Annotated in this window: 12 protein-coding genes; 3 read left to right on the forward strand and 9 right to left on the reverse strand. The window is 43.3% G+C overall.

What is annotated here, in order from left to right; translation table 11 throughout:
* The first annotated feature begins 26 nt into the window (after positions 1–26).
* Positions 27–227: a DUF4250 domain-containing protein gene (locus R8N49_RS13925; protein ID WP_005376762.1), complete on the forward strand. Its 201-nt coding sequence runs from the start codon at positions 27–29 to the stop codon at positions 225–227.
* Positions 228–248: 21 nt separating this feature from the next.
* Here the strand turns inward: R8N49_RS13925 and metR are convergent, their stop codons facing one another.
* Entirely contained in the window at positions 249–1,160 is a 912-nt protein-coding gene (metR, locus tag R8N49_RS13930) for an HTH-type transcriptional regulator MetR (RefSeq protein ID WP_005386724.1), read from the reverse strand.
* Between the two features lie 281 nt (positions 1,161–1,441).
* On the opposite strand from metR, the gene metE reads away from it, so the two are divergent.
* Positions 1,442–3,724, forward strand: coding sequence for a 5-methyltetrahydropteroyltriglutamate--homocysteine S-methyltransferase (metE, locus tag R8N49_RS13935; protein WP_186584844.1), 2,283 nt, complete (start codon positions 1,442–1,444; stop codon positions 3,722–3,724).
* Between the two features lie 133 nt (positions 3,725–3,857).
* Here the strand turns inward: metE and R8N49_RS13940 are convergent, their stop codons facing one another.
* From R8N49_RS13940 to R8N49_RS13975, 8 genes are all read right to left on the reverse strand, one after another.
* Positions 3,858–4,250, reverse strand: coding sequence for a GspS/AspS pilotin family protein (locus R8N49_RS13940; RefSeq protein WP_005386726.1), 393 nt, complete (start codon positions 4,248–4,250; stop codon positions 3,858–3,860).
* A gap of 3 nt (positions 4,251–4,253) precedes the next feature.
* Positions 4,254–4,550 (reverse strand): YciI family protein, encoded by a 297-nt coding sequence (locus tag R8N49_RS13945; RefSeq protein WP_005376766.1) that lies wholly within the window; start codon positions 4,548–4,550, stop codon positions 4,254–4,256.
* A gap of 115 nt (positions 4,551–4,665) precedes the next feature.
* Complete coding sequence (gene yciA / locus R8N49_RS13950; RefSeq protein WP_005376768.1) at positions 4,666–5,061, reverse strand: acyl-CoA thioester hydrolase YciA; 396 nt, start codon at positions 5,059–5,061, stop codon at positions 4,666–4,668.
* 225 nt (positions 5,062–5,286) lie between these two features.
* On the reverse strand, positions 5,287–5,850 hold the full coding sequence (locus R8N49_RS13955; protein ID WP_005376769.1) for a septation protein A: 564 nt from the start codon (positions 5,848–5,850) through the stop codon (positions 5,287–5,289).
* A 198-nt stretch (positions 5,851–6,048) separates the two neighbouring features.
* Positions 6,049–6,291, reverse strand: coding sequence for a hypothetical protein (locus R8N49_RS13960; protein ID WP_017634694.1), 243 nt, complete (start codon positions 6,289–6,291; stop codon positions 6,049–6,051).
* 111 nt (positions 6,292–6,402) lie between these two features.
* A complete protein-coding gene (locus R8N49_RS13965; protein ID WP_258489733.1) occupies positions 6,403–8,943 on the reverse strand; it encodes a hybrid sensor histidine kinase/response regulator in 2,541 nt (846 codons plus the stop codon).
* The gene (locus R8N49_RS13970; RefSeq protein ID WP_186584848.1) at positions 8,936–10,120 is read right to left on the reverse strand and encodes an acyl-homoserine-lactone synthase; all 1,185 of its coding nucleotides are present in this window, start codon (positions 10,118–10,120) and stop codon (positions 8,936–8,938) included. Before R8N49_RS13970 ends, R8N49_RS13965 begins: the two co-directional genes overlap by 8 nt.
* A 156-nt stretch (positions 10,121–10,276) precedes the next feature.
* Positions 10,277–11,536, reverse strand: coding sequence for a dicarboxylate/amino acid:cation symporter (locus R8N49_RS13975; protein ID WP_005376774.1), 1,260 nt, complete (start codon positions 11,534–11,536; stop codon positions 10,277–10,279).
* Between the two features lie 543 nt (positions 11,537–12,079).
* Here R8N49_RS13975 and R8N49_RS13980 point away from each other — a divergent pair.
* Complete coding sequence (locus tag R8N49_RS13980) at positions 12,080–13,621, forward strand: long-chain-fatty-acid--CoA ligase (RefSeq protein WP_186584850.1); 1,542 nt, start codon at positions 12,080–12,082, stop codon at positions 13,619–13,621.
* Positions 13,622–13,631 lie beyond the last annotated feature (10 nt).

Genomic DNA, 13,631 nt, shown 5'->3' on the forward strand with positions numbered 1-13,631 from the left:
ATACCTTGTCGAAGAGGAGAGTCGCGATGGATTTAAGCAATGTAGGTAATCTGGACAGCACTATTTTGCTAGGTATCGTCAACGAAAAGCTACGTTTAGAGTGCGACAGTTTTGACGAGTTAGTATCAGTGTATGAGATGGATGTAGAGTCTGTAGTCGGCAAGCTTGATATGCTCGGTTATCAGTACGATCCATTGACTAACCAATTTAAAGCATATCAACGCTAAGCCTTTCATAACCCAAATCTTTTAAGCCACCTTGATTCCGTCAAGGTGGCTTTTACATTGTAGCCTCGCGGTTGCGAAAAAAGCTTGTAAGTAACGCTTTTCTTTCTCTGAGTGACGCGTTGCAGCAAACAAGCGACGCCATAAGCCTTGGCCGAAAGGTTTACTGGTAATAAGACCTTGGCGAGAAAATTCAGAAATCGCCCAATTGGGTAGTGCCGCCACCCCTAATCCAGCAGAGACCATCTGAACTAACATGAGAGTGTTGTCGGCTTGCTTCCATTTCGCAGGTTCTATTCCTGCTGGCTGAAGAAAGTGTTTTACGACGTCTAGCCTTTGTTTTTGAACAGGATAAGAGAGCATGGTTTGATCTGCGAGATCTTGCGGCTCAATAATTTCTTTTTCCGCCAATGGGTGGTTGGTTGCGGTAATTAAACGCATTTCAAAGTCGAATAGAGGCTCGTAGTGGACTTCGGATCGAGGTTGGATATCGGAAGTAATAACGAGATCGAGTTCGCCTGCCAATAGAGCTGGGAGTGGTTCAAAGCCAAAACCAGAGGAAAAGTCCAATGTTACGCTAGGCCAAGCAAGTTGGTACTCCCTAAGTGCAGGCATTAGCCATTGGAAGCAAGAGTGACATTCAATGGCCATATGTAATCGGCCATTGACGTCCTCTTTCAAGCTCGCTAAATCATTTTCTGCTCTTGCGAGTTTCGGAAGGATATCTTCTGCAAGACGCAATAGGATTTCTCCCTCTGAAGTGAACTTCACCGGACGAGTCTTTCTCAGGAACAGTTGCCCTCCAATTCGCGCCTCCAAATCTTTGATCTGATGAGACAGTGCCGACTGAGTGAGATGCAAAGCGGTCGCTGTCGCCGTTAGAGAGCCAGTGTCTCGAAGCGAAGTGAGTGTCCGCAAATGTTTTAGCTCTATCATGAATTCCTTTCATCCTTTGTTGCTCGCTATGAACAGAATAGCAATCGTGTAAATAACTTAACGACAAAAAATGGATATGTAAACGTCTAGACGTCTATTTGTTGTTTTTATTTGCGAATCATGTCGCTTCATGATGAATTTTTTTAATAAACAAGTTGAATAAATGGACGTTGTTCTAATATCAGATGAGAGCGATAGTTTAGCCATCCAGACATCTTATTGTTTACCGAAAGATGCTCTGACCCAAACAAATTGAACAAAATTGAGAAAGGAATAGGGACATGGCGACAACGACTCACATACTAGGTTATCCACGCATTGGTGAAAAAAGAGAATTAAAATTCGCTCAGGAGAAATACTGGCGAGGAGAAATTGATCAAGCTGAGCTTAAAAAGGTTGGGGCAGATCTACGCGCCAAAAACTGGCAAACACAAACGGATGCTGGTCTGAGTTTTGCCACCGCTGGCGACTTCGCTTGGTACGATCATGTACTGACGACCACGTTGCTATTGGGTCATGTGCCAAAGCGTCACGCTGATGGTTTCCCTAACCTGGATACGTTGTTTAAAGTGGGTCGCGGTCAATCTCAGGCGGGTTGCAGCTGTGCGGGCGCTGCGGCATCGGATATGACCAAATGGTTCAACACAAACTACCATTACATTGTCCCTGAGTTCAGCAAGGACGATACGTTTGAAGTAAGCTGGCCGCAACTGTTTGAAGAAGTCAACGAAGCGCTTCAAGCTGGCCACCAAGTGAAGCCTGTTTTGCTTGGCCCAGTCAGTTACCTTTACTTGGGCAAAGAGGTCGAAGAAGGGTTTGACCGCTTAACCCTGCTACCACGCTTACTTACTGCTTACCAAGCTATTTTGGCAAAGCTAGCAAGTCAAGGTGTTGAGTGGGTTCAGATTGATGAGCCAATTTTGTCACTGGAGCTAGAAAGCAAATGGGCTGATTCGTTTAAGCTAGCCTACCAAGTGATTCGAAGCGATGTAAAAGTGCTGCTAACGACGTACTTTGACTCCGTAAGCGATACGCTAGACAAAATTGTAGAGCTACCGGTGGATGGTTTGCATATCGATTTATCTGCCGTCCCTCAGCAGCTTGACGATGTGGTTGCCAAGTTACCGGAGGGGTGGGTGCTTTCTGCCGGCGTTGTGAATGGTCGTAACGTGTGGCGTTCAGATTTAAGTGCCCAACTCGAGCGTCTACAGCCAGTCAAAGAGAAACTGGGCGACAAACTTTGGGTTGCCAGTTCATGTTCTCTGCTACATAGCCCTGTTGATTTAGCACTGGAAACAGAACTGAGCGAAGAAGTAAAAAGTTGGTTTGCCTTTGCAAAACAAAAAGTGGCAGAAGTCGCCTTGCTTGGCCGAGCGCTCGATGGTGACCAAAATGCGATTCTCGCTTGTGATACCTATAGCCAGCCAATCAAAGCGCGCAAGACAGCAACACATGTGAATAAACCTCAAGTACAAGCGCGTTTAAACAACATTACCGCGTCACTTGCCGAGCGCAGCGCACCTTATGCAGAGCGTGCTGCGCATCAAGCTGAAGTATTGGGCTTGCCTTTGTTGCCAACAACGACAATCGGCTCTTTTCCTCAAACGGGTGAAATCCGGGTGCAGCGCAGCGCTTATCGTACAGGTCAATTATCTGAGTCTGAATATATCCAAGCACTTAAAGGACATATTGCTGACGCAGTAAAACGTCAAGAGGCGCTCGACCTAGATGTGCTTGTTCACGGCGAAGCAGAGCGTAACGACATGGTGGAATACTTCGCTGAGAACTTGGCGGGTTTTCAAACGACCAAATTTGGTTGGGTACAGAGTTATGGCTCTCGCTGTGTGAAACCTGCCATTGTAGTTGCTGACATTGAACGTGAAAAACCGATCACGGTTGAATGGTCGACGTACGCCCAGTCGCTAACCAGCAAACAGATGAAAGGCATGTTGACTGGACCAGTTACGATTTTGTGTTGGACGTTCCCACGTGAAGACATCACACGTCAAGAAATTGCGCAGCAACTTGCTTTGGCACTGCGTGATGAGGTGTCTGACCTGCAAGATGCAGGCATCAATATCATTCAAATTGATGAGCCAGCCATTCGAGAAGGTTTACCACTCAAAAAACGCGATCACAAAGCGTACTTAGAATGGGCCGTAAATGCGTTTAAGGTCTCTGCGGCAAGTGCAAAACCAGAAACTCAGATTCACACTCATATGTGTTACAGCGAGTTCAATGAAATCATTGATTCGGTTGCGGCACTCGATGCGGACGTCATTACCATTGAAACATCTCGCTCGAATATGGAGTTGCTGAAAGCATTTGAAGAGTTCAATTACCCGAACGAAATTGGCCCTGGTGTTTATGACATTCACTCACCAAACATTCCTACGGAAGAATGGATTGAAGGTTTAATCAAGAAAGCGGCAGAAAAAATTCCGGCTCAACGTTTGTGGGTAAACCCAGATTGTGGTCTGAAAACACGAAACTGGAAGGAGACAGAAGCCGCATTGGCAAATCTGGTTTCAGCGGCGAAGAAGCTCCGTGCTGAGCTGGCATAACACATCGTTACAGCAAATAAAAACGGAGACTGTGGTCTCCGTTTTTCTATTCTTAATTGTTAACTTTCGTTTTCAGATTATCCAATAATAGCGAATCATCGTCTCATGCCGAAAGCAACAAAAATTACTGTAGCTACTTCACCTGAGTACAAGTCTGTGCGGAAACCAACTCATCTGCCATCAACTGACCGCGAGAATTACGTACTTTAATACGATACATCAAGCCCATATCAATTTGCTTGCGAACTTCTGGGTTGCTGCAGTAGGTATAGATACTGGTATTCAGTACTTGATTTAACGGCTTTGCACCGAGTGCGCCATCGTTATAAATCATCATCATCTCTACAACATTTTTGTTGGATGAGACACGCATTATTTGCAGTGGACCGTACTCTAAAGGGAGGCCCGCTGACAAGACTCCTGCTCGGTTTGATGCCATAAGCTCAAGTTGGCGCTGATTATCATCGGTTGATGAACAGCCAGCCAGAGCACCAAATACCAAGAAAAGACACAGTAATTTTTTCATAAATTAAAACACTTTTTTGAACGGTTTCACGATTACATTATCGTAAACACCAGCCGCTACGTAAGGATCGGCTTCTGCCCACGCTTTAGCATCCTCTAGAGAGGCGAATTCAGCGATGACAGTTGAGCCCGTAAATCCAGCTTCACCAGGATTGTCAGAATCTATCGCAGGCATCGGACCAGCTGTAAGAAGGCGACCTTCGTCTTGTAGCTTTTGTAAGCGATCCAAGTGTTGTGGGCGAACGCTCATGCGTTTTTCCAACGAGTTCTCAACGTCCTGTGAAAAGATGACATACCACATAGCATAGTTCCTTAATTGGTAGGGTAAAGTGTTAATTTAACGCCTTTTTTGTGTCTCTCACAAGTGAACAACAGAAAATGTGAGATCCTTTCTAACTGTTAGCGTTGTAGGTTGACTAATTCTGAACCGGACGTGGTTTACCTTCACTGTCAATGGCTACGTAGTTGAAGGTCGCATCACAAACCATGAAGCGTTCGCCAACACCGTGAGCTTTGACGGGTTTGACCCATACTTCCAAATCGACACTCATGGATGTGCGGCCGATCTTAGTGCATTCGCCGTAGCAGCATACGACATCGCCCACACCAACAGGTTTTTTGAACGTAATGCTTGATACCGAAACGGTGACAACGCGACCACAAGAGATCTCTTTTGCCAGAATCGCGCCCGCTAAGTCGAGCTGAGACATTATCCAACCGCCAAAAATATCGCCATTGGCGTTTGTATCTGCAGGCATTGCAAGGGTACGAAGCAGCATTTGACCTTTCGGAGAGCTAATTTCTTGACTCATTGTGACATCCTAAATCTTAAAGGCGCTCAAACTAAGCGCCAACATAGTAAATACCTAGAACCAAAGGTCCTTAAAAAACCGCAGATACCGGACCAGAGAAAGTTGGTTTACAGCAGCAAGAATGGTCTGAAAACGGTACGTTGTTTGAGCGGTTTACTGATACATGGAGCAAAACAGCGACCCTAAGGTCGCTGTGAAGTCGCGGATTATAGCAAAACTGAGTTTTTAATCATCAGTGGACACATCGGATGAGTTATTTTTTTGTTCTTTTGGCATGTGTTTATAAATGTAAAAGCCAGTCGCAATCATGTAGGCAAATGTCGCGATCAACATTCCAAATACTTTGAAGTTAACCCAAACATCCAACGGCAATTCGTAAGCAATATAAATGTTTAGGCCAGCGAAGAATGAGAAGAAGCCAACCCAAGCCCAGTTAATCTTTGCCCAAACAGCGTCAGGTAACGTAATTTCCTTGCCTAGCATACCTTTGATAGCTGATTTTCCCAATGCGTGGCTCACTGCTAAGCCAATCGCCAGAATCGCGTAAATGATGGTGACTTTCCACTTTATAAAATTGTCGTCGTGGAAGAAAAGGGTCATGCCGCCGAAGATAGTGACGATAACAAATGTTATTAGCTGCATCTTTTCGACTTTCTTATACAGCGCGTAGGTGACGACAAGTTGAATGGCTGTTGCTACGATCAGTGCACCTGTCGCTACGTAGATGTCGTACAGCTTGTATAAAGCGAAGAAAACGATGAGTGGTATAAAGTCTAGGATCTGCTTCATGATGGCAAAATCTACCTAATTATTGAATTGAAGACAGTCTAACGGAATCTGACAAGATGTGAATACTGAGGAAGTTAAGGTAAGAATAGTAACGCTTAGTATATCGTATAGACCGCAAGCTTCTTCCACGTCGAAACAGCAAATGGAAGGAATAAAAATTGCCGCGTGAAGCGGCAATAGAGTTGAGAGTTTTAAACCTTAAGCCACACGTTGATATTGGGAAATAAGCGTTTTTACATCTTCTAAATAGCCTTCCCGCAGTAAGTTATCGACCGTTGCTTCTAGCTCTTCGAGAGACATCGTGAAGCAAGTGGATTTACCAGTCATCAGGGTCAGATATTGATGATACTCTTCTTCTGTATAGTGGCCTAAGCGATCAAGTAACAGTGTTTTGATTCCATGATGAATCAAGCCGTAGTATGTATGTCGATGAAGTAACATGGCGATCTCCTTATCAAGCTCATACGCTACTCATTTGCAGCCTGCTTGACCTTCTGGATAATTCGATTTACTCCAACAATGCACATCTAGTGCCAATTCTATATTTGCAAATTAAAAAGTGTTGGAAGGTGCAAAATTCTCGTTCTGTAACCATCTTTGGATGACGACTTGAAGTGCATTTAACGTGGTGGGCTTTTCGAGCCTGTCATCCATGAGTGTCGAAATTAGCTCCAACTCTCTAGCTCCAGACTCACCAGATAAGGCAATGATTGGAACGGAGGATGTGATTTGCTTAATCCGTTGGCTGGCGTCAAATCCATTCATTACCGGCATTTGGACATCCATAAGAACGAGATCAATCTTGTGAGAGTGGAATAGTTCTACCGCAGAGGCTCCATTATTTGCTTGTAAGCTGTTGACTCCCAATCTTTTTAAATACATCTGTACCAAGGTGCGTTGCACCTCTTTGTCATCTACAATGAGCACTGTTGGTGCATCTTTACATACTTGTACGTGTTGAGCTGAATGATTTTCAGAATGTGATGCAGTTGCTTTCCAGCTATCAAAGTCCGGTGCTCTTAATGTCTCTGGTTTTGGTGCGTTTGGTACGACTGGGAAATACAAGTAGAATTCTGTGAACTCGTTCAATTCAGACTGGCACTCTATTCGTCCTCCGAAGGAGCGCATAACACGTTGGCAATAGCCCAAACCTAAGCCACTGCCTCCGCTTTTTTGATACGAGAAAAAGTCATCAAATATCTTGTGTAAGATACTGCTACATATACCTGGCCCACTATCTCGGAAGATCAGAATGTTTTCGTAAGCCCCCGTCTGGGTACGAATCTCAATTTGACTGTCGGGATAAGAATCAAAATAGTAGATAGCGTTACGAATCAAATTGAAAATGACAAAGTTAAACAGGGTCTCATTTAACTTCGCGACAAAATCGTGTGCCTGTGGCAGGTTAATTCTCTCTATTATTTGATCGTTTTCAAAACCATAACGGCTTACTGCTTGGTCGATGGCTTTATGTATGGAAGTGAGAGCTAAAGGCTCATGCTCTGGTGAGCTGTCGCTAACTTCTCGTAAAATAATATCGATAAGTTGTCGACCGCGTTGTATAGCGGCTTCACCTTTATCAATTTCTCTTTTTAGCGTATCCAGTGAGGCGTTTGACTCTATATGCTGTTTTAAAGCTTCAAATTGTAATTGTACTTGAGCGAGAGGGTTACGCATTTCATGTGCAATGGAGTTAGCCAGCGCACGGCTTTGGCGTACCTTTCTATCGGCTTCAATGGTGCTCTGGATGCGAACTAATAACGTTTGCAGAGCTGAGATTTCTTCATTAGAAAACAGCTTATTATCTATTTTATGTGAAGAAATCAGCAAGTGAGTAACAGATTTTCCACGACCGAAGAGAGGCATAACGAGCGCAGTATTGCTTGAGCGCATGCGCTCGTAGAGCTTTCTCATCGACCCTTTAGAAGAGGAGGCATAATCAATTTCTTCAGACAACTCATCAAGCACGAGAACTGACTTGCTTGACGGCAGGTACTCTTCGTAAAACGTTTCTGTGTAATTGCTAGTGACTAGCTGTAGCTTGTTGTTTGGTATGTTAAGTAACGATGCCAACTGACGCATAGCATCATCTATTGAGCGTTTAAACTCTTCCTCTAACCCAAGGATTTGCTGAACGGGAGTGTGTCGTTTCCCATAAATAAAATACGAAGCGTAACGACTGACTCGCTTAAAAAGCAAGTGCCAAGTGATACCGATAAGCGCACATAAAGGTACCGCAACAAGCCATTGGTTATCTTCAGAGATCGGAATAAATATCGCCCCTAGCGGCAGAACAAAAATGGCGCAGACTAAGAGCGCGCTTACCGTTAAGTACGTGAGATATTTAGCGCTGTAGAAGCGGGAGGTAAGTAGGGCATAGCCCACAAACAACATTTCGCTGATTGAAAGTGCTGGTGGTAACCAAGTTAGGGAGAAGTCGCCAAGGAAATACGTCATTCCAAGGTGTATCACTGCCGTAGATAACATGAATACCAAAATGCCAGCGATCATATAGTTGCTTTTTGCTAGCGTGAGCTTGCTGCTGTTCGCGCGCATGGCAATCAAGTTAAGCAGCGTTAGTACCACGAAAGCTAGCAAACTAATGAAAAAATATGAGGTATGTGGGCCAAATTCAATGACGAACTGGCTTGGACCACTAATGGTGACATTTTCGACAGTAAGATTCGGCACTAAGTTGATGTACAGTGAATACGTTGCTAGTGCGACAAAGACGACTTTTTGCCAGACTTTGACCGCTGTTTTTTTAACATCTGCGGTTAACTGGCAAGAAAAATAGAATGCAAACGCAAAGGCGAAAAAAGACGCTAAGTTCGCTAACTTAGCCATAAAGATGCCACCAACAGAGCCTAATTCTGGCAATAAATCGGTATGGAAATAGGCGTTGCTGCTTATCCAAACAATGATACAGCTGGAATAAGCGATGTAAGGCGCGTGATGCGAGCCTAAGATTGATTCACTCTTCTGCTTTAGGCGATAGCAGTAATACAGTAGCCAAGCGAATACTATTAGTACAGTCGCGTACAATGCCATTGCTTTTGGGTAAAAGAGACCGTGCAAATGAACATCAAGCATGCTCATTCACCTTTTTATCCATTCTTTTTGTTCGTACGCAATGTTTGTAGTCGCGAAATTGTATGTCTTGAAATGCTTCAACCATCATACCTAAATTCCAGAAACCGCGGTATGTCTTGGTACCGTCACCGTTAATGTCGCGGTATCCTGAGTGAAAGTAGGCACTTAAATCAATAGATTGATAGAAATTTAACATAAATACTTGCTCAATAATGGTAAAGCCGAGCTTATAGCCTGTTTTATAAAGCTCACTCATCATTGTTTTTTGCGCCAGATACAAAAAATACAGCTTTTGTTGGATGTTGCCTCCCACCGTAAGGCGCAGCACTTCGCAAACCGCTTCAGTGTTCTTTACACGAGATTGAAACTGAGCATCAAACTCAATAAGAGTGTGCTCATGAGTTAGAGCACGACACTCCAAAATACCCAGTTGATTGAGAACACTGTACCCATGATTAGGAAAGCAAAACTGCCATTGTTCGTTACTAAACTGTGGTGAGTAACTGAGCCAGTTATTTCGTTGATGCCAGCTTTGCACTAAAGCGGAGGAGACCATGATTGGTGAAGATGACGATTTGAGCAAGAGCGCAAAGTGCTGCCCTTTTTGCGAGAGTGATAAAAGAGGCAAGATTTCAAACCATTGTTCAGTTTGGACGAAAAGCTCAAGATTACTCAGTGTGATCGCTTCGGAAATCGGCATTAACGCTGCATGATTTGGCAGCATTACCTCAAGATCGCAATCTGCGATATCTTCAATTAACACGCTAGTATAGCTGTGGTCGTCAAACGGAAGCGGAGTAGGAATCGCAGCTTCGTTTGAAGGATATTTTTGCTTGATTGCTTCGATCTCGCATTGACACCAGAAAACCATCCAATGCGGGTAACAATCTGCGGCAAGTTGTTCAAGTAAACGAATCTCTTTGGAGAAACCTGTCGGATACTGTTGCACTAAATCTCGATAATCCATTAACTCAAATAGTGCAGAAAGACTTTTTGATGCGTGTTTAGGAAAGAGAGATTTAAGCAGTTTTATTCGATACAGAGCAACCTGTTGAAAAAGAGCATCTCGTTTTTGTTTCGTTAGGGTAAGAATAACTAAGTCAATCAGTGCCTGCTGCTTTGATTCGATCGGCAAATTTGTTTTGGTGAGATATTCCAAAGATTGCTCAAGACTCATGATATAACCTAGTTCTAACGTTTTGTTATATTTTGTAATGGTTTATATCATTTTGAAAAATTTATGCCATCGGTTTCTATTTGTATAGTTACGTAATGCAAGAAAAGACAAAAAAACCGCTCATTATGAGCGGTTTTTGGTCTATTCAAGAAAGGGTTAGGCTTCTTGCTTTTTTAGCTCAGCTTCTGCCGTTTCTTCTTCAATTAGCGCATCAACGATAACTGCACATGCAGCATCACCTGTGATGTTCAGTGCTGTACGAATCATATCGAAAATACGGTCAAGAGCGAATAGCAGCGGTAGACCTTCAATTGGAATGCCAGCGGCAAGAAGCACGGCAACCACTAGGAAAGAAGGGCCAGGAACACCCGCTTGACCAACCGCACCCAATGTAGACGTTACGATAATTGCAATGTAAGCGCCCATGCCTAGATCGATATTGAACAGTTGAGCAAAGAAGATAGCAACCAAGCCATAGTAAATCGCATTACCTGACATGTTGATCGTTGCGCCTAGAGGCAGAACAAATGATGCAGTTGAATTTTTTACGCCCAGCTCTTTTTCACAGGTGTCCATTGTGACAGGCAGTGTTGCCATAGAAGACGCTGTTGAAAGCGCAACTGCTTGCGGTTTCTTCATTGAAGACAGGAATTTCTTCGCAGATGTCTTCGTGAAAACATGCACCATTGCTGGGTAAACAACGAAACCGAAGATTAGGATGGCGGCAACGTAAACAACGAACAGTTTAAACACCACCATTAGCGCACCAAAACCGAACGTACCGACGGCTTCTGCCATCAGACCAAATACACCGATAGGTGCAATGATCATTACTTTATTGATCATCCAAACCATTGCGTCAACGATGCAGTTAACACCATTGATGATTGGTTCACGACGTTCTTTTGCTTGCTTAGAAATCGCAATACCAAAGAACATACAGAAAACGAGTATCTGTAGGATGTTTGCTTCATTTAGTGATTGGAAAACGTTGGTTGGGATCATACCAGTGATGGTTGCCCAGAAAGTAGGTAGTTCACCTTTTGAAGCGTATTCTGCTGAGAACATGCCTTCAACGCCAGAGACGTCGATACCCATGCCTGGTTGGAATACTTCACCCATAAATAGTGCAAGCGCAACGGCTAGGGCGGATGTTAAACCAAAATAACCTAGAGTGACGATACCAACTTTACCTGCTGACTGGCTGTTCCCAAGACCAGCGGCGCCAGAAATCAAGGCTACAGCGACCAAAGGAATAACCAACATTTTGATTAAGTTGATAAAGATAGCACCTAAAGGAGCGAACACTGTCGCATCATGACCCATCATGGCACCAACGGCTGTGCCCACGATCATGGCGATTACGACTTGTACGCCAATGTTGTTTAGCAAACTCTTTTCTTTTAACACTTCCATAACCTCTGTGCTAATAAAATGTAAAATCCTAAAATTACCCACTAACCATAAATGGATTTACGGATAATTATCTCGCCTTGCTTTTTACACTTATCGTTTACAATTGGCAATATGCAGCAAGGTATTATTGATGGATTAATCGATATTTTATTGACGAACGATAAAGTTTTGTTCAATAGCAAACGTTTGCTATTGATTTTTCTTATAAGGGTTACGCTTGGGATTGTTCAAGTTTATTTTTCTTTATTTGTTTTCTTTTTGTTAATTTTAACCGCTTTTGTATTTGCTATTGCAGTCAGAGTTTTTAGTGACTTGGGGTGATATTTATAACAATTCATCTCTTTCAAGCTCACACTTTTATTAATTTGCCTTCTGAAATGTTAATTGCTTTACATTCTTAGTCCTGATTGCGTTGTAAACATAATGTTAAATGGTAATGACTGGTGAGAATCAAATGCTGACGATCCAGTGTTAAGGATAACTTGCTTAGTTAATGCTCCTGAGCTGATTAGACGAGAAAGACAAGTAAGAGGTGAAGAGACTATGATGAATCTTGCTGCTGCGTTACAAAGAAATGCTGCGAGTAAACCAGATAAAACGGCGTTGATATGTGGCGCTGAAAAGATAAATTATGCGCAGTTTAATGCGATCGCCGGCAAGATCGCAGCGTCTTTAATCAATAAAGGCGTAAAGCCAGGTGACCGCGTTGCGATTTCATGCCCAAACATTCCTTTTTTCGCGTTTGTTTATTATGCAATACAAAAAGCTGGCGCGGTTGCAGTCCCATTAAATGTGCTTTTGAAAGCGCGAGAAATTAAGTATCACTTAGAAGATTCAAAAGCGAAGTTTTATTTCTGCTTTGAAGGGACGAAAGAACTGCCAATGGCAAAAGAGGGCGTCAAAGCCTTTGAACAAGTCGATACATGCGAAGGCATAGTCGTACTGACTCAATCTCAAGATCAAAGCTATTGGAATGGTGTAATAACTCTCAATGCGTTTATAGCCGATGTCCAACCGTTGCCGGATTATATACCGCGTAATGCGGATGATACTTGTGTGATTTTGTATACATCAGGGACGACAGGCTTACCAAAAGGCGCTGAGCTGACTCAGCAGAACATCATAATGAACGCTCTGGTGGCACAAAACATTATGGGCAGCCAGGCCGATGATATTCACTTAGTAACTTTGCCTTTATTTCATACATTTGGTCAAACCGTCCACTTAAATGCTAGTGTTTTGGGCGGGGCAACATTGGTGTTAGTGCCTAGGTTTGAGCCTAAACATGTTCTTGAGCTGGTGGAAAAACATAGGGTGACGATATTTGCTGGTGTGCCAACGATGTACATCGGTCTGCTTCATGTGCAGCATCAATTTGATACCTCGTCATTGCGTGTTGCAGTAAGCGGTGGTGCGTCATTGCCAACCGAAATCTTTCGAACCTTTGAAGAAACATTTAATGTGCCGATCTTAGAAGGATACGGGTTGTCGGAGACAAGTCCTATTGCATGTTTTAATCATTTGGATCAGGAGCGCATACCAGGCTCGGTAGGTCAACCGGTTCAAGGTGTCGAAGTAAAAGTTATCGATATTGAAGGTAATGCACTACCGATAGGCGAAGAAGGTGAGATTGTTGTGCGTGGTCATAATGTTATGAAGGGATATCTTGACCGCCCAGAAGTTACTGAATCTGCGCTACAAAATGGTTGGTTCCATACTGGTGATGTGGGCCGCTTTGACAGTTCAGGTAATTTATTTATTGTCGATAGAATGAAAGATCTGATCATTCGAGGTGGATTTAATGTTTATCCCAGAGAAATTGAAGAAGTTTTCATGACTCATCCTGCAGTTTCAATGGTAGCGGTGATAGGGATTCCAAATGAAGAGTATGGCGAAGAGATAAAAGCTTACGTTGTACTTAAACCAAAAGAATATATTGACGCCGATTCATTACAAAAGTGGGGTAAAGAGCAATTAGCCTCGTTTAAATATCCTCGTTATGTCGAAATTCGTGAACACCTCCCGATGAGTGCGACAGGAAAGATTTTGAAACGTGAGTTGAAATCTGAATTGAATATAGCTTAGTCAATTCAAT

The sequence above is a fragment of the Vibrio sp. 1978 genome (assembly GCF_033344345.1).

Excerpts from the sequence above, each read along its gene's own strand:
- R8N49_RS13925 (WP_005376762.1), top strand. The coding sequence starts at position 27 with ATGGATTTAAGCAATGTAGGTAATCTGGACAGCACTATTTTGCTAGGT.
- metR (WP_005386724.1), bottom strand. The coding sequence starts at position 1,160 with ATGATAGAGCTAAAACATTTGCGGACACTCACTTCGCTTCGAGACACT.
- metE (WP_186584844.1), top strand. The coding sequence starts at position 1,442 with ATGGCGACAACGACTCACATACTAGGTTATCCACGCATTGGTGAAAAA.
- R8N49_RS13940 (WP_005386726.1), bottom strand. The coding sequence starts at position 4,250 with ATGAAAAAATTACTGTGTCTTTTCTTGGTATTTGGTGCTCTGGCTGGC.
- R8N49_RS13945 (WP_005376766.1), bottom strand. The coding sequence starts at position 4,550 with ATGTGGTATGTCATCTTTTCACAGGACGTTGAGAACTCGTTGGAAAAA.
- yciA (WP_005376768.1), bottom strand. The coding sequence starts at position 5,061 with ATGAGTCAAGAAATTAGCTCTCCGAAAGGTCAAATGCTGCTTCGTACC.
- R8N49_RS13955 (WP_005376769.1), bottom strand. The coding sequence starts at position 5,850 with ATGAAGCAGATCCTAGACTTTATACCACTCATCGTTTTCTTCGCTTTA.
- R8N49_RS13960 (WP_017634694.1), bottom strand. The coding sequence starts at position 6,291 with ATGTTACTTCATCGACATACATACTACGGCTTGATTCATCATGGAATC.
- R8N49_RS13965 (WP_258489733.1), bottom strand. The coding sequence starts at position 8,943 with ATGCTTGATGTTCATTTGCACGGTCTCTTTTACCCAAAAGCAATGGCA.
- R8N49_RS13970 (WP_186584848.1), bottom strand. The coding sequence starts at position 10,120 with ATGAGTCTTGAGCAATCTTTGGAATATCTCACCAAAACAAATTTGCCG.
- R8N49_RS13975 (WP_005376774.1), bottom strand. The coding sequence starts at position 11,536 with ATGGAAGTGTTAAAAGAAAAGAGTTTGCTAAACAACATTGGCGTACAA.
- R8N49_RS13980 (WP_186584850.1), top strand. The coding sequence starts at position 12,080 with ATGATGAATCTTGCTGCTGCGTTACAAAGAAATGCTGCGAGTAAACCA.